Source organism: Streptomyces sp. NBC_00203 (assembly GCF_045206325.1).
GTDB classification, from domain to species: domain Bacteria; phylum Actinomycetota; class Actinomycetes; order Streptomycetales; family Streptomycetaceae; genus Streptomyces; species Streptomyces lutosisoli.
The window spans coordinates 960,860-981,030 of the sequence record NZ_CP108126.1 but is presented as its reverse complement, the minus strand read 5'-3'; the positions used below and the strand labels follow the sequence as shown (position 1 = coordinate 981,030).

Annotated in this window: 16 protein-coding genes; 11 read left to right on the top strand and 5 right to left on the bottom strand. The window is 69.2% G+C overall.

The window, feature by feature from the left end; translation table 11 throughout:
• Window positions 1-189 precede the first annotated feature (189 nt).
• The 7 genes from OG975_RS04710 (at window position 190) to OG975_RS04680 (ending at window position 10,087) form a co-directional block, all read left to right on the top strand.
• Window positions 190-1,761 carry an SMP-30/gluconolactonase/LRE family protein gene (locus OG975_RS04710; RefSeq protein WP_406327639.1) on the top strand — a complete coding sequence of 524 codons (1,572 nt, stop codon included), beginning with the start codon at window positions 190-192 and terminating at the stop codon, window positions 1,759-1,761.
• Entirely contained in the window at window positions 1,758-2,666 is a 909-nt protein-coding gene (locus tag OG975_RS04705; RefSeq protein WP_406327637.1) for an SDR family NAD(P)-dependent oxidoreductase, read from the top strand. Before OG975_RS04710 ends, OG975_RS04705 begins: the two co-directional genes overlap by 4 nt.
• Before the next feature lie 18 nt (window positions 2,667-2,684).
• On the top strand, window positions 2,685-4,079 hold the full coding sequence (locus OG975_RS04700; RefSeq protein WP_406327635.1) for an SRPBCC family protein: 1,395 nt from the start codon (window positions 2,685-2,687) through the stop codon (window positions 4,077-4,079).
• A gap of 63 nt (window positions 4,080-4,142) precedes the next feature.
• Complete coding sequence (locus OG975_RS04695; RefSeq protein ID WP_406327633.1) at window positions 4,143-5,969, top strand: flavin-containing monooxygenase; 1,827 nt, start codon at window positions 4,143-4,145, stop codon at window positions 5,967-5,969.
• 46 nt (window positions 5,970-6,015) lie between these two features.
• On the top strand, window positions 6,016-6,939 hold the full coding sequence (locus OG975_RS04690) for an SDR family NAD(P)-dependent oxidoreductase (protein ID WP_406327632.1): 924 nt from the start codon (window positions 6,016-6,018) through the stop codon (window positions 6,937-6,939).
• Window positions 6,936-8,642: a thiamine pyrophosphate-binding protein gene (locus OG975_RS04685; RefSeq protein ID WP_406327630.1), complete on the top strand. Its 1,707-nt coding sequence runs from the start codon at window positions 6,936-6,938 to the stop codon at window positions 8,640-8,642. Before OG975_RS04690 ends, OG975_RS04685 begins: the two co-directional genes overlap by 4 nt.
• A 2-nt stretch (window positions 8,643-8,644) precedes the next feature.
• Window positions 8,645-10,087, top strand: a complete 1,443-nt coding sequence (locus tag OG975_RS04680; RefSeq protein WP_406327628.1) for an aldehyde dehydrogenase family protein — start codon at window positions 8,645-8,647, stop codon at window positions 10,085-10,087.
• Between the two features lie 36 nt (window positions 10,088-10,123).
• Here OG975_RS04680 and OG975_RS04675 read toward each other — a convergent pair whose 3' ends face one another.
• The 5 genes from OG975_RS04675 to OG975_RS04655 are packed head-to-tail and all read right to left on the bottom strand — an operon-like array spanning window position 10,124 to window position 15,091.
• On the bottom strand, window positions 10,124-11,143 hold the full coding sequence (locus OG975_RS04675) for a Gfo/Idh/MocA family protein (RefSeq protein ID WP_406327627.1): 1,020 nt from the start codon (window positions 11,141-11,143) through the stop codon (window positions 10,124-10,126).
• A 25-nt stretch (window positions 11,144-11,168) separates the two neighbouring features.
• Complete coding sequence (locus tag OG975_RS04670; protein ID WP_406327626.1) at window positions 11,169-12,071, bottom strand: sugar phosphate isomerase/epimerase family protein; 903 nt, start codon at window positions 12,069-12,071, stop codon at window positions 11,169-11,171.
• Window position 12,072: 1 nt separating this feature from the next.
• Window positions 12,073-12,987, bottom strand: coding sequence for an ATP-binding cassette domain-containing protein (locus OG975_RS04665; RefSeq protein ID WP_406327624.1), 915 nt, complete (start codon window positions 12,985-12,987; stop codon window positions 12,073-12,075).
• Window positions 12,988-12,995: 8 nt separating this feature from the next.
• A complete protein-coding gene (locus tag OG975_RS04660) occupies window positions 12,996-14,066 on the bottom strand; it encodes an ABC transporter permease (protein ID WP_406336143.1) in 1,071 nt (356 codons plus the stop codon).
• A 5-nt stretch (window positions 14,067-14,071) separates the two neighbouring features.
• Window positions 14,072-15,091, bottom strand: coding sequence for a sugar ABC transporter substrate-binding protein (locus tag OG975_RS04655; RefSeq protein WP_406327623.1), 1,020 nt, complete (start codon window positions 15,089-15,091; stop codon window positions 14,072-14,074).
• 294 nt (window positions 15,092-15,385) lie between these two features.
• Between OG975_RS04655 and iolC the strand changes: the two genes are divergently transcribed.
• From iolC to iolD, 4 genes are all read left to right on the top strand, one after another.
• Window positions 15,386-16,357 (top strand): 5-dehydro-2-deoxygluconokinase, encoded by a 972-nt coding sequence (iolC, locus tag OG975_RS04650; RefSeq protein WP_406327621.1) that lies wholly within the window; start codon window positions 15,386-15,388, stop codon window positions 16,355-16,357.
• Between the two features lie 107 nt (window positions 16,358-16,464).
• Entirely contained in the window at window positions 16,465-17,343 is an 879-nt protein-coding gene (locus OG975_RS04645; protein WP_406327620.1) for a deoxyribose-phosphate aldolase, read from the top strand.
• Window positions 17,344-17,384: 41 nt separating this feature from the next.
• Window positions 17,385-18,269, top strand: a complete 885-nt coding sequence (iolB, locus tag OG975_RS04640) for a 5-deoxy-glucuronate isomerase (RefSeq protein WP_406327619.1) — start codon at window positions 17,385-17,387, stop codon at window positions 18,267-18,269.
• Window positions 18,269-20,140 carry a 3D-(3,5/4)-trihydroxycyclohexane-1,2-dione acylhydrolase (decyclizing) gene (gene iolD / locus OG975_RS04635; protein WP_406327618.1) on the top strand — a complete coding sequence of 624 codons (1,872 nt, stop codon included), beginning with the start codon at window positions 18,269-18,271 and terminating at the stop codon, window positions 20,138-20,140. The genes iolB and iolD overlap by 1 nt, the downstream gene beginning before the upstream one ends.
• Window positions 20,141-20,171: the final 31 nt, after the last annotated feature.

Below are 20,171 nucleotides of genomic sequence, written 5' to 3'. Positions count from 1 at the left end.
GCGACGGCGCGCGCCGGCGGGGGAGCGCAATCGGATGGGACAGTCCATTGCTTTCGGCCGAAGCTATCCTTACATTGATTGAGAGGATGGTTCTCACAATCGGAAGGCCAATTTCCGCCTCAATGACGAGGTTTCCGGGAGTCCGTCACGATGTTGCTGCCAGGGGCGCGCTATACCAGCGCCATATCAATGAGCCTCGCCGAGGGGTGGAGCCTGGAACGGCTCACTCCACCGAGCCGGCTGTTCGGCGCGAATGGTCTGCGCACCGGTCCGGACGGCCGTGTCTATGTGGCCCAGGTGACCGGAAGTCAGATCAGCGCGATCGATGTCGAGACGGGCCGGCTGGAGACGATCAGCGCCAAGGGCGGCGAGATCATCGCGCCCGACGATGTGGCCTTCGGCCCCTCGGGAGACCTCTACGCCACCGAGGTCATGGACGGCCGGGTGAGCGTGCGCGGAGCCGACGGCCGTACGCGGATCCTGCGCGACGACCTCCCCAGCGTGAACGGCATCACCGTGCACCAGGGCCGGTTGTTCGTCAACGAGTGCCGCGTCGGCGGGCGCCTGCTGGAGCTCGATCCGAACGGCGGCGCACCCCGCGTGCTGCTGGAGAACATGGCGATGCCCAACGCCATGGAGGTCGGACCCGACGGCCTCCTGTACTACCCTGTGATGGGAACCAACGACATCTGGCGCATCCACCCCGACGGCGGCGAGCCGGAGCGGGTCGTGGGCGATCTCGGTGTCCCCGACTCCGTGAAGTTCGACCCCGAGGGCTACATCGTCTCCACCCAGGTGGCGACCGGCGAGGTGCTGCGCATCGATCCCCGCAGCGGCGAGCGCAGCGTTCTGGCCGCCCTCAACCCCGGCCTCGACAACTGCACCTTCGTGGGTGACCGGCTGTTCGTCTCGAACTTCACCGGGGAGATCACGGAGATCCTGAGCGGCGGAGAGACGCGCACGACGTTGCCGGGTGGCCTGAACTGGCCGCTGGATCTGACGGTGGGCGGTGACGGCACCCTCTACGTCGCCGACGGGACGTTCTTCTACGCCCTCCGCCCCGGGGGCGGCCTCCAGACGCTCGGCATGCTCTTCACTCCCGGCTATCCGGGCTTCATCCGCGGTGTGACCGCCGTGGGTGAGGGCGAGTTCATCGTCACCACCTCGGGCGGTCAGGTCGCGCGCTACCGGCCCGCGAGCAACGAGAGCGAGGTCCTCGCCCAGGAACTCGACCAGCTGTACGGCGTGGTGGTCGCCCCGGGCGGCGCCGTGGTGACCGCGGAGTTCGGCACGGGCCGTGTGCTCGCGATCCGCTCCGGCCAGGTCGAGGAGCTGGCCTCCGGTCTGAACGAGCCGCTCGGTGTGGCGTTCGCGCCCGACGGCACCTGCCTCGTCTCCGAATCGGGCGCCGGACGGATCGTCGCGGTCACCGGTGCCGGCGTCGACACGGTGGTGGACGGTCTGGAGAAGCCCCAGGGCATCCTCGTACGCGGGGGACGGCTGTTCGTCGTCGACACCGGCACCAAGGCTCTGATCAGTGTCGATCTCGACAGCAAGGCGCGGCACACCATCGCCCGCGACCTGCCGGTGGGCGCCCCGCCCGGTGTGACCCCCAAGCCGCTCCGAGGACTGCCACCCTTCTCCGGCCCCCAGGGCCCCTTCGCGGGCATCGCCGCCGGACCCGACGGCACGCTCTATGTCTCCGCCGACGCCGACGGCAGCGTCCTGGCACTCCGTGAGGCAGGAGGTGCCGGTTCATGAAGCACGACCTCCCCGGTCAGCACGACGTCCCCGGTGCGCACCCCGCCGGTGCGGACCTCCTTGGTCCCGGCCTCCTCGGCCTGGACGGACGTGTCGTCATCGTCAGCGGCGCGGCCGGCGGTGGCATCGGCACCGCGGTGACGAGGCTGGTCGCCCGCGCCGGAGCGACCGTGATCGCGGTGAGCCGCTCCGCGGAGAACCTCGGGAAACATGTCGCACCTCTGGCGGCGGAGGGCCTCCCGGTCGTGCCGGTCGCGGCCGACGCCTCCACCGATGACGGCATCGCGGTCGTGATGAAGGAAGCCGGCCGGGCCGACGGCGACTTGTACGGTCTCGTCAACGTGGCCGGGGGCGCCGCACCCTCGACCTGGATGCCGTCGACCCGGGTGACCAGGGCCGACTGGCGCGCGCTGTTCACCCAGAACCTAGAGACGATGTTCTTCATGAGCCAGGCGGTCGCCGCGGAGTTGAAGGCGCGGGGCCGCCCGGGTTCGATCGTCTCGATCTCCTCGATCAGCGGCATGAACTCGGCGCCGCTGCACATCGGTTACGGCACCGCCAAGGCGGCCTTGGTGGCGGCGACCCGCACGATGGCCGTCGAACTGGCCGGGGACGACATCCGGGTGAACGCCATCGCCCCCGGTGTGACCGCGACCCCGGCCTCGGGCACCTACGTCGACGAGGACGCCGAACGCGACCGTCGCGCCATCGCCATGGGGCGCCGCGGCCGCCCGGAGGAACAGGCCGGGGCGATCCTCTTCCTGCTCTCCGACCTGTCGAGCTACATCACCGGACAGACCCTCCTGGTGGATGGCGGCCTCAACCTCAAGTGGACGCACTTGGCCGCCGACAACACCTCTCTATTCCTCAAGGACGAGTCGTTCCGCGCCGCCATCACGAGCTGACGCGGGCTGGAGAATGCCATGAGCGAAACCGTCGACAACATTCAGGAAACCGACTCCGCGACGATGGAACCCCCGGCGGAACCGCTGTCACAACCGCTCACCATCGGAGTGGAGGCCTACCTCTCCGAGGAGTACGCCCGGGCGGAACGGGACAAGCTGTGGGCCAAGGTGTGGCAACAGGTCGGCCGTGTCGAGGAACTCCCCAAGACCGGTGACTTCCTCACCTACGAGATCCTCGACGACTCGCTCATCGTCGTCCGCACGGCACCGGACACGGTCCGCGCGTACTACAACGTCTGCTCGCACCGCGGCCGCCCCCTGGTGGACGTTCCGCCGGGCGCACACGACGCCCGCGGCCGCCGTCGCCTCTTCGTCTGCGGCTTCCACGGGTGGCGGTACAACCTGGAGGGCACGTGCGCCCACGTGGCCGAACGCGAGGACTGGCCGTGCGGGCTGACCGAGGAGAACACCAGCCTCACCGAGGTCAAGGTCGACACCTGGGGCGGCTGGATCTGGATCAACCTGGACCCGGACTGCCGGCCTCTGCGGGAGTACCTCGAACCCGCGGCCACCCTGCTCGACCCCTTCCAGCTGGAGAACATGCGCTTCCGGTGGCGTCGCTGGCTCGTCTTCGACTGCAACTGGAAGGTCGCCCTCGAAGCGTTCATGGAGACCTACCATGTGCCGGGCACCCACCCGGAGTTCATGAGCTTCGGCAGTTTCCTCGGCTGGGCCAAGGCGCAGGGCAGGCACAGCAACATCGGCTACGACGCACCCAAGGGCCTGGACGAGAACCAGGCGAAGCTGCGGCTCGGCAGCGGCGACGACCCCCGTGTGTCGACGGCCGAGTTGCAGAACTTCACCTGGGAGCACGCGAACACCAACACCACCCGGACGCTGGTCGACGCCGCGCAACGGCTGGTCGACGAGCTGCCGGAGGGAACCCCCGCCGACCAGGTGCTCAAGCACTGGCTGGACTCGGCCCGGCGTGACGACGCGGCGCGCGGTGTGAACTGGCCGACCGTCGACCCCGTGGACATCGGCAGGAGCGGCACCGCCTGGCAGATCTTCCCCAACTTCCAGATCGGGCACGCGCTGAACAACATGCTCTGCTACAGCGCCCGGCCGTACGGCTACGACCCCGACAAGTGTGTCTTCGAGGCCGCCGTCTACGAGCTCTACCCGCCCGGCGAGGAGCCGAAGACGACGTGGGAGTACACGCCGGCGGACGACCCGGCCTGGCGCACCGTCCTGCCGCAGGACTTCTCCAACATGGCAGCCGTGCAGAAGGGCATGAAGGCGCGGGGCTTCTCGGGCCCGAAGCCCAACCCGTATCGCGAGCGCAGCATCGTGAACCTGCACCACAACCTGGCCACTTACATGGGCACCGGCGAACCGCGCGACCTCACCTGAGCCCCAGATCTCCCGGCCCCGACGACGAACGCCCCGAGTGACAGCCCGAGCCGAGGACTTCGCATGCAGAAATGCGCACCGACACAGACGCCCGAGACGGACCACGCGGCCCTCAGAGCGAAGTACCTGTTCGAGCGCGACAAGCGCATCCGCCGCGAGGGGCAGAAGCAGTACCTGGAGGCCGAGGGCGAGTTCGAGGAGTTCTACGAGGCCGATCCGTACACGCCGGTCGTGCCTCGGCCCCCGATCTCGGACGACATCGATGTGGCGATCCTCGGTGGCGGTCTGTCGGGCCTCATCGCCGCGGCCCGGATCCAGCAGGCAGGCGTCTCCAGCTTCCGGGTCATCGAACTGGGCGGGGACTTCGGCGGCGCCTGGTACTGGAACCGCTATCCCGGCATCCAGTGCGACACGGACTGCTACTGCTACCTGCCGATGCTCGAAGAGACCGGCTACATCCCGAAGCAGAAGTACTCCTTCGGGGACGAGGTCTTCGAGCACTGTCAGCGCATCGGGAAGCACTTCGGCCTCTACGACAAGGCGGTCTTCAGCACCCTGATCCGCTCGCTGGAATGGGACGCCTCGATTCTGCGCTGGCGGATCGGCACCAATCGGGGCGACGACATCCGCGCCCGCTTCGTCGTCATGTGCCAGGGGCCGTTCAACCGGCCGAAACTCCCCGGAATCCCCGGCATCACGGACTTCGAGGGGCACACCTTCCACACGGCGCGCTGGGACTACGCGTACACCGGCGGCGACATGAGCGGCGGGCTCGACAAGCTCGCCGACAAGCGGGTCGCTGTCATCGGCACGGGAGCGAGCGGCATCCAGGTGGTCCCGCACCTCGCCCGGTCCGCCCAGCACCTGTACGTCTTCCAGCGCACGCCTTCGTACATAGACGAGCGCGGCAACGTGCCGACCGATCCCGCATGGGTGAAGACGCTGGAACCGGGCTGGCAGAAGGAGCGGCAACGCAACTTCCACACCGCCGCGTTCGAGGCCTTCGCGCCGGGCCAGCCGGACCTGGTCTGCGACGGCTGGACCGAGGTCAGCCGCAACCTCGCCGCACATCTGGACGCCACGGGCGGCTGGGCGGCGCTGGCGAATCCGGAGAAGTTCCTGGAGCTCAGGGAGGTCCAGGACTATCGGGCGATGCAGCGGCTGCGCGACCGCGTCGACGCCACGGTCGAGGACAAGAGGACGGCGGAAGCACTCAAGCCCTACTACCGCTTCCTGTGCAAGCGGCCCTGCTTCAACGACGAGTACCTGCCGGCCTTCAACCGCCCGAACGTCACCCTCGTCGACGTGTCGGACACCAAGGGCGTCGAACGCATCACCCAGAAGGGCATCATCGCCCACGGGGTCGAGCACGAAGTCGACTGCATCATCTTCGCCAGCGGCTTCGAGATCACCACCGACCTCGACCGCCGCCTCGGCATCCAGCCGTTCACCGGCCGCGACGGCCTCTCGCTCTACGACCACTGGGGCAAGGGCTACCGCACCCTGCACGGCGTCATGAGCCACGGCTTCCCCAACCAGTTCTTCACGGGGTTCCTCCAGGGCGGCGTGACCGCGAGCACGACGGCGATGTTCGAGCAGCAGGCCCACCACATCGCGTACGTCATCAAAGAGACCCTGGCGCGCGGCGCCTCGACCGTGGAACCCACCGCGGAAGCCCAGGACCAGTGGTGCGTGACCGTCAAGGAGACCGCGGTCGACAACACCAACTTCCAGCGGGAATGCACGCCCGGCTACTACAACAACGAGGGCGAGCAGCTGATCCGGTCGCACCTGGGCGAGCCCTACTGGCCCGGCTTCTACGCCTTCGAGGACCTGCTCCAGGCATGGCGCGACGCGGGCGGGATGCAGGGTCTCGTGCTGGACACATGACGAGCACCGGCCCCGCATCCCGCCCGCGTCGCGAGAGGAACACCCCATGTCCGACCTCAGATTCGACGATCGCGTAGCCGTGATCACCGGCGCCGGCCGGGGGCTGGGGCGCGCCTACGCCCTGCTGCTCGGCTCGAAGGGGGCCAAGGTCGTCGTCAACGACCCGGGCGGCAGCCTGAGCGGCGACGGCGTCGACACCGGTCCGGCGGACGACGTGGTCCAGGAGATCCGGGCATCGGGTGGTCAAGCCGTCGCCTGCACCGAGTCCGTGGCGACGGCCGAGGGCGGCCGGGCGGTCATCGAGTCGGCGCTCGATCACTTCGGCCGGATCGACGTTCTCATCCACAACGCCGGGATCGTGCGCCCGGCGTCGCTCACGGAGATGACGTACGAGGACTTCGACGCCGTCCTGGACGTCCATCTGCGGGGCGCCTTCCACGTCGTGCGACCCGCGTTCCCCCTGATGCGCGAGGCGGGTTACGGCCGCGTCGTGCTGACCTCGTCGATCGGCGGTCTGTACGGCAACCACCGCGTCGCCAACTACGGCATGGCCAAGGCGGGCATGATCGGGCTGTCCAACGTGGTCGCGCTCGAAGGGGCCGCCGAGGGCGTGCGGTGCAACGTCATCGTTCCCGGGGCCCTGACGCGTATGGCCGAGGGGATCGACACCTCGGCCTTTCCGCCCATGGGGCCGGAGTTGACGGCTCCGGTCGTCGGCTGGCTCGCCCACGAGTCCTGTTCGGTCACCGGGGAGATGCTGGTGTCGATCGCGGGCCGGGTGGCGAGGGCCTTCGTCGCCGAGACCCCGGGCGTGTACCGGCCGTCCTGGTCGATCGAGCAGGTCGGCGAAGAGATCGCCGCCATCCGCGACACGGCCGACCCCTGGATCCTGCCGGTCGTCCCCACGGCCCACGTCGACCACATCCGCGAGAGCTTCGCGATGGCCACGAAAGGCAGCAAGAACTCATGACGGTAAAGGTGTATGAGCGCATCCTGCAGCTCTTCGAAGCCGAGGGCATCAACACCATCTTCGGCATACCGGACCCGAACTTCGTCCACATGTTCCATCTCGCCGAGGAACGCGGCTGGAACGTGGTCGCGCCGCACCACGAGGAGTCCGCCGGATTCATGGCGGAAGCGGTCTCGCGTATGACCGGAAAGGCCGCGGTGTGCATCGGCACGCTGGGCCCGGGTGTCGCCAACCTCGCCGGCGCCATGATGTGTGCCAAGGTCGAGAACTCCCCGGTCGTCTTCCTCGGCGGACAACGGGCGCGGATCACGGAACAGCGGGTGCGCCGCGGCCGTATCCAGTTCGTCAAGCAGGCCGAGTTGTTCGAGCCCTCGGTCAAGTACTGCGCCAGCATCGAGTACGCCGACCAGACCGACGAAGTCATCCGCGAGGGATTGCGCAAGGCACTGACCGGGACACCGGGCCCGGTGTACATCGAGTACCCCTCCCATGTGATCCAGCAAGAGCTGGACGTCCCACCGCCGTTGCCGCCCGCGGCGTATCGCCTGGTCGGCCAGACGGCCGGTGCGGACCGGATCGCCGAGGCCGTGAAGGCCGTCCGCGCGGCGAAGCAACCGATTCTCCTCGTGGGTCATGGCGTCCATACCTCCCGTGCCGGGGAGTCGGTCAAGGCGCTCGCCGACGCGATGGCCTGCCCGGTCATTCAGACGTCGGGCGGCACCTCGTACATCCAGGGACTCGAAGACCGCACCTTCCCCTATGGCTTCTCGGCGGCCGCGATCGACGCGGTGGTGCGGTCCGACCTGTGTCTTGCCATCGGTACGGAACTCGGTGAACCCGTCCACTACGGACGCGGGCGTCACTGGGTCGCGAACGAAGCCCACCGCACATGGATTCTCGTCGAGCAGGATCCCGAGGCGATCGGCGTGAACCGTCCGGTCGACGTGCCGCTGGTGGGTGACCTGCGCGCGATCGTTCCGCAACTCGTCGACGCCCTCAAGGATTCACCACGCACCGCGTCACCGGAACTCGCGGGCTGGATCGCACAGGACGCGGCCCAATTGGCGGAGCTCGCGGAAACGGCCCCCTCCGGCATGTCTCCCGTACATCCCGCACGCCTGATCGTCGAAGCGACCAAGATCTTCCCGAAGGACGGCATCATGGTCCGCGACGGCGGCGCCACCACCATTTTCGGCTGGACCTATTCCCAGGCGAAGCCCCACGACGTGATGTGGAACCAGAACTTCGGCCACCTGGGCACGGGACTTCCCTACGCCGTGGGCGCCTCGGTGGCGGAAGGCGGAAAACGTCCCCTGATGCTGATCACCGGGGACTCGTCCTTCCAGTTCCACATCGCGGAACTGGAGACGGCCGCGCGCCTGAACCTGCCTCTCGTCTGTGTCGTGGGCGTCGACTACGCCTGGGGCCTCGAAGTGGGCGTCTACAAGCGCACCTTCGGGCAGGGGTCGCTGGAGACCGGCGTGCACTGGAGCCGGAACACGCGGCTGGACAAGGTCGCCGAAGGGTTCGGCTGCCACGGCGAGTACGTCGAACGGGACGAGGACATCGCCCCCGCCATCAAGCGTGCGTACGCCAGCGGGAAACCAGGAGTCATCCACGTGGCGGTCGACCCGAAGGCGAACTCCGAAGAAATGCCGAGCTACGACGAGTTCCGGACCTGGTACGCGGAAGGGACGCAGTGATCATGCGGGAATACCTGAAGTTCTACATCGGCGGCCAGTGGACGCATCCGGCGGAGCCGCGGACCTCGGAGGTCGTGAATCCCGCCACCGAGGAGGTCTGCGGCAAGGTGGCGGCCGGCTCGGCCGCCGATGTGGACCGGGCGGTCGCGGCGGCGCGGCGGGCCTTTCCCGACTGGTCGACGACCACAGGCACGGAGCGGGTCGAGGTGCTCCAGAACATCCTCGACGTGTACCAGAAGCGGGCCGGCGACCTCGCCGCGGCGCTGACCGAGGAGATGGGCGCGCCGACCGCGCTCGCCCACGGCTTCCAAGTGGGGCTCGGGGCCGGGCATCTGATGACGGCGATCGCGGTGCTCAAGGACTTCGTCTTCGAGGAACGGCGTGGGGCCACGCTCGTCGTCAAGGAGCCGATCGGCGTCTGCGGACTGATCACCCCGTGGAACTGGCCCATGAACCAGATCGCCGTGAAGGTCTTCCCCGCGCTGGCGACGGGGTGCACCGTGGTGCTCAAGCCGTCGGAGCAGTCGCCCTTCACCGGGCAGATCTTCGCCGAGATCCTGGATGCCGCGGGTGTTCCCGCCGGTGTGTTCAACCTCGTTCAGGGCGACGGCCTGGGCGTGGGGGTGCCGCTCTCCCGTCATCCCGGGGTCGACATGGTCTCCTTCACCGGTTCGACGCGCGCGGGCATCGAGATCGCGAGGAACGCCGCGCCCACCGTCAAGCGCGTGACACAGGAGCTGGGCGGCAAGAGCCCGAACATCGTCCTCGACGACGCGGCCTTCGCCGAGAACGTCGGCAAGGGCGTGGCCACCATGATGGGCAACTCCGGACAGACGTGCAGCGCGCCGTCGCGCATGCTGGTGCCCAGCGCCCGTATGGCAGAGGCCATGGTCATCGCCCGGGAGACCGCGTCCCGGATCACCGTGGGCGACCCGGGCGGCGACTTCGTGATGGGGCCCGTGGTTTCAGAGGCCCAGTTCGAGAAGATCCAGGGGCTGATCCAGCAGGGCATCGACGAGGGCGCCACCCTGGTGACAGGCGGCACCGGACGCCCGGACGGTCTGGACAAGGGCTACTACGTCAAGCCCACCGTCTTCGCCCATGTCGCGAACGACATGACGATCGCCCGTAAGGAGATCTTCGGGCCGGTGCTGACGATCCTGGGCTACGACAGTGTGGACCACGCCGTCGAGATCGCGAACGACACGGAATACGGCCTCGCCGGTTACGTGGCCGGGGCGGACCTCGACAGCGCCCGCGCCGTCGCCCGCCGCATCCGGGCGGGGTGGGTCGCGGTCAACGACGGGTTCGACTTCGCCTGTCCGTTCGGCGGCTACAAGAAGAGCGGAAACGGCCGGGAGTGGGGCGAGTTCGGCTTCCACGACTACCTGGAAATCAAGGGAGTCCTCGGCTACGCACCCGACGGGGCGGCCTCGTCGACCTGACGAGGCCGCCCCGGAGACGTACGGGTGTCCGTCGTGTCAGCGGTAGAGGGCGGGGCGTTCGATCAGTTCGACCTCGGTCCGGCGGCCCTCGGCCTGGGCGCGGACACCCGCCTCGCAGACGGCCGCCGCCGCGTATCCGTCCCAGCTGCTGGGGCCGGTGACCTCGCCGCGCAGGGTGGCGTCGACCCAGGCCTGCACTTCGCGGTCGTACGCCTCCTCGAACCGCTCCACGAAGTCCGGGGCGATCGAACCACCCCACCGGCCACCGGCGTTGACCGACATCCCGTGGGCCTCGCCGATCCGCGCGGTGCCGCTCTCGCAGACCGCCTCGGCCTGCACCTGGTAGCCGAAGCGGCAGTTGACGTAGATCTCCACGTCGACCAGGACTCCGCCGTCCGTCTCGAACACGACGAACTGCGGGTCCGACAGGCCCTCGGGCGCGTTGCCGGAAGGCCTCGGCTTCATCACCGTGACCGCGGTGATCTCCTGGTCGAGCAGCCAGCGGGCGGCGTCCATCTCGTGCACGACCGAGTCGTTGATCAGCATCTGCTCGGTGTAGTACGACAGCACGTCGGCGTTGCGGTGCCGGTTGTGCAGCATCAGCGGCCGGCCCAGCTCGCCGCTGTCCAGCAGGGACTTGAGCTTCATGTACTCGGCGTCGTACCGCCGCATGAACCCGACCTGGACCCTGCGGTGCCCGAGCTTCTGCTCGGCCTCCATGACGCGCAGCGCGGAGGCCGCGTCCGGGGTGAGCGGCTTCTCGCACAGCACCGGCAGATCGTGCTCGAAGGCGGCGAGCAGCGCCGCCTCGTGGGCCGGGCCGGGGGAGGCGATGATCACGGCGTCGACGTCGTCGGCGGCCAGGGCGGCGGCCGGGTCGGTGTACGCCGTGCAGCCGTCGATGCCGTCGGCGAGCTGCTTGGCCCGCTCGGCGTCGATGTCCACGACGGCGGTCACCCGCGCCCCGCTGATGACCTCGGTGATCCGGCGTACGTGGTCGGCCCCCATCCGGCCCGTGCCGATGACGGCCACCCCGAGTGTTCCGCGCTGAGTCATGGTGGTCGATGGTCCCTTCAGATGGTCAGGCGCCGCAGGAGCGCAGGAACTTGCGGGTGCGTACGGCGATCGGGAGCGGCTTGTCCGGCTCGCACGGGTACATGTCCTGCTCGACGATGGCGAACAGCTCCACGCCGAGACGCTGGGCGGCGACCAGCACCGGCTCCAACTCCGGTACGCCCGACGGGGGTTCGCACATCACACCGCGCTGTACGGCGGGGCCGAACGGCACCTCGTTCTTGACGACGTCGGCGAGGATCTCCGGGTCGACCTGCTTGAGGTGCAGATAGCCGATGCGCTCGCCGTAGGTCTCGATGAGCTTGACGCTGTCGCCGCCGCAGTAGGCGTAGTGCCCGGTGTCCAGGCACAGGTTGACCAGGTCGGAGTCGGTCGAGTCGAGGAAGCGCTCGACGTGGTCCTCGGTGTCGATGTGGGTGTCCGCGTGCGGGTGGACGACGATGTCGAGGCCGTACGTCTCCTTGACCTCGTGGCCGAGCCGTTCCATGCCCTTGGTCAGGTGGGCCCACTGCTCGGCGGTCAGCTCCGGCGGTTCGAGGATCTCGGCGGTCTTGTCGTCCCGCCAGAAGGACGGGATGACGACCAGGTGCTTGGCGCCCATCGCCTGGGTGAGCGAGGCGACCTCGCTGACGTGCTTCCACGTGGAGTCCCAGACGGACGGTCCGCGGTGCAGCCCCGTGAAGATCGTGCCGGCCGACACCTTGAGAGCACGCTTGTCGATCTCGGCGGTGAGCCGGGCCGGGTCGGTCGGCAGATAGCCGTACGGGCCGAGCTCGATCCACGAGTAGCCGGCCTCGGAGACCTCGTCCAGGAACCGTTCCCACGGGACCTGCTGCGGGTCGTCGGGGAACCAGACGCCCCAGGAGTCGGGGGCCGAGCCGACCCGGATGCGGTCGAGGGGAGTGGTCATCTCAGGAGGTCCCTTCGGAGGAGGCCGCCACGGGTGCCTGGAGGTCTTCCGCTTCGGGGAGCTCCTCGACGTCGACGCCGCGCACCTGCGCCAACTCATGCTTGAGCGCCGCGAGTTCGGCGCCGCCGGCCATGTGGTTGGTGAGCTCTTCCAGGCTGACCTCGGTGCGGTCGGCGCTGAGTTCGAGGGTGCCGAGGCGGAGCACGCTGAAGTGGTCGCCGACCATGTAGGCGTGGTGCGGGTTGTGGGTGATGAAGATGACGCCGAGACCGCGGTCGCGGGCGGCGGCGATGTACTTGAGGACGACACCGGACTGCTTGACGCCGAGGGCGGCGGTCGGCTCGTCGAGGATGAGGACGCGGGCGCCGAAGTAGACGGCGCGGGCGATGGCCACGGACTGGCGCTGGCCGCCGGAGAGGGTGCCGATGGGCTGGTCGAGGTCGTCGAGGACGATGCCCATGTTGCGCAGTTCCTCGTCGGCGGTCTGCTTCATGCGGGCGATGTCGAGGCGGCGCACGGGCCAGGGGCCCTTGGTCATCTCGGAGCCGAGGAAGAAGTTCCGCCATACCGGCATCAGTGGCACGGTGGCGAGATCCTGGTAGACGGTGGCGATGCCCTTGTCGAGGGCTTCGCGGGGGGTGTTGAAGCGCACCGGTGCGCCGTCGACGAGGAACTCGCCCTCGGTGTGCTGGTGCAGACCCGAGATGATTTTGATGAGGGTCGACTTGCCGGCGCCGTTGTCGCCGAGCACGCAGGTGACCTGGCCGGGCCGCACGGTCAGGGACACGCCGTGCAGGGCGCGGATGTTGCCGTAGGCCTTGCCGGCGTTGCGCAGTTCGACGAGGGGGGCGGTGCCGTCCTCGGACGGCGTGTCCTTGAGGATCGCGCCGACGGGTCCGGATCCGTTGCTTGCCATGAGTCAGTTCACCTCCGGGTCGCCGTGCGGCGGACCCACAGATTGATGAGCGTGGCGCCGAGCAGCATCACGCCGAGGAAGGCCTTGAACCAGTCGGGGTTCCAGCCGGCGTAGACGATGCCCTGCTGCACCATGCCGAACATGAAGGCACCGAAGACCGGGCCGATCGCGGAGCCGTAGCCGCCGGTCAGCAGACAGCCGCCGATCACCGCCGCGGCGATGTAGATGAGTTCCTGGCCGACGCCCTCGCCCGACTGCACCGTGTTGAACGAGAACAGCTGGTGCATGCCGATGAACCAGGCACCGAAACCGACGGTCATGAACAGCGTGATCTTGGTGAAGGTGACCGGCACGCCGACCGCGCGGGCGCTGTCCTGGTTGCCGCCGACCGCGAAGATCCAGTTGCCGTACTTGGTGCGCAGCAGCACCCAGGTCGCGATCGCCGCGAAGACCAGCCACCACACGATGGTGATCTTCACCTGGACACCGCCGACGTCGAACGACGAGGCGAAGACCTTCTTCGCCTGGTCGAAGCCGTCCATGGTGCTGATGTCGTCGGTCGCGACGTTTTCGGTGATCAGCTTGGTGACCGCGAGGTTCACGCCTTGCAGGATCAGGAAGGTGCCGAGGGTGACCAGGAAGCTCGGCAGCCCGGTGCGGACCATCATCCAGCCGTTGAACGCGCCGATCGCGAGGGAGACGAAGAGCGCGACGATCACGCCCATCCAGACGTTCATGGTCAGCTGGTAGCTGAGCATGCTCGCGGTCAGCGCCGAGGTGATCACGGCGACGCCGGACGACAGGTCGAACTCGCCGCCGATCATCAGCAGGGCGACGGGCAGCGCCATGATGCCGATCGTCGACGACTGGTAGAGCACGGTCGCCATCGAGCTGCCGGAGCGGACCGCCGGCGCCGCGATGAGGAAGAAGACGAACACGGCGACTGCGCCGAGGAACACGCCGACCTCGGGCCGGGCGAGCAGCCGGAGCGCCAGAGAGCGCTGCGCGGTCCGCCCGTCGGTCTCCTTGGGGCCGGAGGCCGGCGGTATGGTCACCGCCGGCTCAGCCTGCTGGGTCATCTTCGTCACCGGGTGCCCTTCGCGGCGAACTTGGCGACCACGTCGACGTTCGACTTGTCGACGAAGGCCGGGCCGGTCAGGATCGGCTGCTCGCCACCGCCGCTGTAGTTGCCGTTGGTCTTGTAGAGCCACAGGGAGTCGACCGCCAAGTAGCCCTGGAGGTAGGGCTGCTGGTCGACCGCGAACTGGATGTCACCCTTGGAGATCGACGTGGTGAGGTCCTTGTTGAGGTCGAAGGTCGCGATCTTCGCCTTGCTGCCCGCGTCGCCCACCGACTGCACCGCGGTCAGGGCGTACGGGGCGCCCAGCGCGACCACGTAGTCGATGGAGGTGTCCTGCTTGAGCTTGGCGGTGATCGTCGACTTCACGGACGGCATGTCGGTGCCGTTGACGTACAGGGTCTGGGTCTTGCCGCTGAACGTCTTCTTCACGCCATCACAGCGCTGGGTGAGCCCGATGTTCCCCTGCTCCTGGATCACACAGACGGCGTTCTTGGCGCCCTCGGAGTTCAGCTTGTTGCCTAGCGCCTCGCCCGCCACGGTCTCGTCCTGGCCGAAGAACTCCATCAGGCCCAGCTTCTTCCAGTCGCTGAGACCCGAGTTGAGGCCGACCACGGGTATCCCCGCCGTCTTCGCCTTGCTCACGACGTCCTTCATCGCGTCCGGCTTGGCCAGGGTGATCGCGATGCCGTCGACCTTCTGGTCGATGGCGTTCTGGACCAGGTTGGCCTGGGTGCCCGCGCTCGGGTCGGCGGAGTAGATGAGCTTGACGTTGTCCTTGGCGGCCGCGGCCTCGGCGCCCTTGCGGACGATGTCCCAGAACGTGTCGCCAGGGGCCTGGTGGGTGACCAGCGCGATCGTCATGCGGGGGGTGTTGGCCTTGCCGGCCGACGCTCCGGAGCCGCTGTCCTCCGACTTCTTGCCGCCCGAGCTGCTGGAGCAGCCCGCGACGAGGAGCGCGGACGCCGCTGCCAGCGCGACGAGGGGGGCGATTCTACGAGAGCGGGGGTGAAACGTGCGGTCCATCTTTCCAGCACCTCACTGTGCGACGGGGGGAAAGGGAACGGGACGGCGCCGGGGCGCTGAGCCCGTGCGGGGCTCGGACGGGGGGTCCGGGTCATGTGCCGATGACGCGGCTGTTTCGTTGGGACGGGATACAAGTCCCTGATGCACCCACCTGTCAAGACTTTGTTAAGACATCATTTCCTGAGCAGGTCCGAATGTCAGTACAAAGTCTTGACAGGGGCTTGCTGTGGGTCCTACACCTAAGAGGCATCGGGCGCCCCGTTGCCCGCATCCCACGCATCAGGAGCGTCACGCATGCCTGAGTCCGCTGAACCCTTCGACGCTGAATCGTTCGACGTCATCACCATGGGACGCATCGGCGTCGATCTCTATCCCCTGCAGACCGGTGTGCCGCTCGCGCAGGTCGAGACCTTCGGAAAGTTCCTCGGCGGCTCGGCGGCCAATGTCGCGGTGGCCGCCGCACGCCTGGGCCGGGCCACCGCGGTGATCACCCGCACCGGACAGGACCCCTTCGGCACCTACCTCCACGAGGAGCTCAAAGGGTTCGGCGTCGACGACCGCTGGGTCACACCCGTCGACGCGTACCCCACGCCGATCACGTTCTGCGAGATCTTCCCGCCGGACGACTTCCCGCTCTACTTCTACCGGCGCCCCAAGGCGCCGGACCTGGAGATCCGGACCGACGACCTGGACTTCTTCGCGATCCGCGCGGCCCGCATCTTCTGGATCACCGGCACCGGACTGAGCGAGGAGCCCAGCCGCTCGGCCACGCTCGCCGCCCTGAAGGCGCGCGCGAAGTCCGGCACCACCGTCTTCGACCTCGACTGGCGCCCGATGTTCTGGACGGACCCGGACGAGGCCCGCCCGTACTACGCCGAGGCCCTGCGGCACTCCACCGTCGCCGTCGGCAACCTCGACGAGTGCGAGATCGCCACCGGCGTACGCGAACCACGCGCCTGCGCCGAAGCCCTGCTGGAAGCCGGCGTGGAACTCGCCGTCGTCAAACAGGGCCCCAAGGGAGTCCTGGCCGTCCACCGCGACGGCACCGTCGCCGAGGTCCCGCCGGTACCGGTGGAGGTCGTCAACGGCCTCGGCGCCGGAGACGCGTTCGGCGGTTCCCTCTGCCACGGTCTGCTGTCCGGCTGGGAGCTGGAGAAGACCATCCGGTACGCCAACGCGGCCGGCGCGCTCGTCGCCTCCCGACTCGCCTGCTCCTCCGCGATGCCGACCGAGACCGAGGTCGAAGACCTCCTCGCGCGCGGCTGACCGAGTCCGAGGCGCACGACCTCCTCGTACGCGACTGCCGCCCCAGTCCGAGGCCGACGCCCTCCTCGTACCCGGCAAGCCGACGCCACCCCTGAACGGAGCCTGTCTTGAGTATCAGCATCCCCGACCTCGTCACGGTGCGCGCCCGGCACCCGGAGGCCATCGCCGAAGCGGCCGCCCGCCGGGTCCGCCGCCCGCTGATCGGCGACAGCGGCCGACTGATGATCGTGGCCGCGGACCACCCCGCGCGCGGCGCCCTCGGTGTCGGCGACCGCCGCTTGGCCATGGCCAACCGCGCCGACCTCCTGGAACGCCTCTGCACCGCGCTGTCCAGGCCCGGAGTGGACGGGGTGCTCGCCACCGCCGACATCCTGGAGGACCTGCTGCTGCTCGGGGTCCTGGAGAACAAGGTCGTGATGGGCTCCATGAACCGCGGCGGGCTCGCCGGCGCCTCCTTCGAGATGGACGACCGCTTCACCGGCCACCGCGCCGAGGACATCGAGCGGCTCCGCTTCGACGCCGGGAAGCTGCTGGTGCGCATCGACTACGACGACCCCGGTTCGCTGGAGACCCTGGAGACCACCGCCCGCGCCGTCGACGACATGGCGGCACGCCGACTGCCGCTGTTCGTCGAGCCGTTCATATCCCGCCGGGTCGAGGGCACGGTCCGCAACGACCTGAGCGCCGAGGCCGTCACCCGGTCCATCGCCATCGCCTCCGGCCTGGGCGGCACCTCGGCCTACACCTGGCTCAAACTGCCGGTCACCGACGACCCCGACGACATGGCCGAGGTGCTGGAGGCCTCCACCCTGCCGGCCGTGCTGCTCGGCGGCGAGGTCGGCCGGGACCAGGAGGGCGCGTACGAGAGATGGCGCAAGGCCCTGCGGCTGCCCACCGTCCAGGGCATGGTCGTCGGCCGGTCGCTGCTGTACCCCGCCGAAGGCAGCGTGGAGACCGCGGTGGACACCGCGGTCGGCCTGCTCTGACTCCCGTAGGCCTGCCGATTCCCGTAGAGGAGCCACTCCCGATGACCACCACGCACCACCTTCCCGCGGGCAAGGCCACCGCCGACGCCTACACCGTGGACGTCACCCCCGAGTCGGCCGGCTGGGGCTACTCCAGCCTGCGGGTGCTCGAACTGCCGCCCGGCGGCTGGCACAGCTTCGACACCGGCGACAGCGAGTGGATCGTGCTCCCACTGTCCGGCGGCTGCACCGTCGCGGTCGGCGGCGACACGTTCCGGCTGACCGGCCGCGCGAGCGTCTTCAGCGGGGTCACCGACTTCGCGTACGTTCCCCGCGACGCCCAGGTCTCGATCGCCTCGCGCGACGGCGGGCGGTTCGCGCTCACCGGCGCACGCTGCACCCGGCGGCTGCCCGCCCGCTACGGACCCGCCTCCGCCGTCCCGGTCGAACTGCGCGGCACCGGCAACTGCTCCCGCCAGGTCAACAACTTCGGCGCGGCGGGGGTCTTTGAATGCGACAAGCTGATCGCCGTCGAAGTCATCACCCCCGGCGGCAACTGGTCCTCCTTCCCGCCGCACAAGCACGACGAGCACCGCCCCGGCGAGGAGTCCGAGCTCGAAGAGGTCTACTACTTCGAGTTCGCCGCCCGCGAGGGCACGCCCGGCCTCGGCTACCAGCGGGTCTCGCCCTCGGGCCACGGCAGCGGCACCGACGTGCTCGCCGAGGTGCGCGACGGCGATGTCGTCCTCATCCCGGACGGCTGGCACGGACCCTCCATGGCCGTGCCCGGACACGACATGTACTACCTGAACGTCATGGCGGGCCCCGGCACCGACCGCTCCTGGCTGATCTGCGACCACCCCGACCACGCCTGGATCCGGGATACCTGGCCCGACCAGCCGGTCGACCCCCGGCTGCCCCTGTACACCGCCCCCGAGAGGTCCTGATGAGCACCACCACCCGCCGCCTGACCACAGCACAGGCCCTGGTGCGCTTCCTGTCCGCGCAGTACAGCGAGCGCGACGGCGTACGCCACCGGCTGATCGCCGGCACCTGGGGCATCTTCGGCCACGGCAATGTGGCGGGCGTCGGCCAGGCACTTCTGGAGGCCGGCGAGGACACCATGCCGTTCCACCAGGGCCGCAACGAACAGTCCATGGTGCACGCGGCGGTCGGCTACGCCCGCCAGCTCAACCGCCTGTCCGCCCAGGCCGTCACCACGTCCATCGGCCCCGGCGCGACCAACCTCGTCACCGGCGCCGCCCTCGCGACCATCAACCGTCTCCCGGTGCTGCTCCTGCCCGGCGACTACTTCGCGACGCGCCCCGCCGACCCACTGCTCCAGCAGCTGGAACACCCCGTCGAGGCCGACGTCTCCGTCAACGACACGCTGCGGCCGGTCTCCCGCTACTTCGACCGGATCACCCGCCCGGAGATGCTCATCCCCTCCGCGCTGAACGCGATGCGCATCCTGGCCGACCCCGCCGACACCGGCGCCGTCACCCTCGCCCTGCCACAGGACGTGCAGGCGGAGGCGTACGACTGGCCGGAGGAGTTCTTCGCCGAACGCGTCTGGCGCGTACGCCGCCCCGCCCCCGACCCGGTCGAACTCGCGGAAGCCGTACGGGCGATCCGCGCCGCCGGGCGCCCGCTGATCGTCGCCGGCGGGGGAGTCCACCACAGCGAGGCCGAGGGCGCGCTCAAGGCCCTGGCCGACGCCACCGGCATCCCTGTGGCCTCCACCCAGGCGGGCAAGGGCTCGCTTCGGTACGACCACCCCGCCGACCTCGGCGGCATCGGCCACACGGGCACCGCGGTCTGCGACGACATCGCCCGCACCGCCGACCTGATCATCGGCGTCGGAACCCGCTACACCGACTTCACCACCGCGTCCAACACGCTGTTCCAGAAGGACGGCGTACGGTTCGTCAACCTCAACATCACCGCCTTCGACGCCCACAAACTCGCCGCCCGGACGCTGGTCGCGGACGCGCGGACGGGTCTGGAGGCGCTCACGGAGGGGCTGTCCGGCCACCGGGTCGACGCGGCGTACGAGGCCGAGTACGGAGCGGGCAAGGCGCGTTGGGACGACGTGGTCGAGGCCGCCTACCGGGCGGAGGACTCCGCCGTGCCCACCCAGACACAGGTCCTCGGCGCGCTGGACGCCGTCGTCGGCGACGACGACGTGGTCATCAACGCGGCCGGCTCGCTCCCCGGCGACCTGCACAAGCTGTGGCGGGCGCGCGGCCCGCGCCAGTACCACCTGGAGTACGGCTTCTCCTGCATGGGCTACGAGATCCCGGCCGGCATCGGCGTCCAGCAGGCCGCCCCCGGCACGCCGGTCTGGTCGCTGGTCGGCGACGGCACCTATCTGATGATGCCGACCGAGATCGTCACCGCCGTCCAGGAGGGCCTGCCCGTCAACCTGGTCCTGATCCAGAACCACGGCTACGCCTCCATCGGCGGCCTCTCCGAGGAGATCGGCGGCGAGCGCTTCGGCACCGCCTACCGCTATCGCGTCGCCGACGGCACCTTCTCCGGAGCCCCGCTCCCGGTGGACCTGGCCGCCAACGCCGCCAGCCTCGGCATGGACGTCCTCCGCGCCAAGACCGTACGGGAACTGCGCGACGCGCTGGCCGAAGCGCGCGCCTCGGACCGGCCGACCTGCGTGTACGTCGAGACCGACCCGACGCCCACCGCACCGCCCGCCGCGGCCTGGTGGGACGTACCCGTCGCCGAAGTGGCCACGCGCGAAGCCGCGTTGCACGCCCGTGAACGCTACGACGGCCAGGTCGCCGGCCGCCGCCGCCACCTGTGACCCCGACTTCTTGAACTCCCCGCCCACGAAA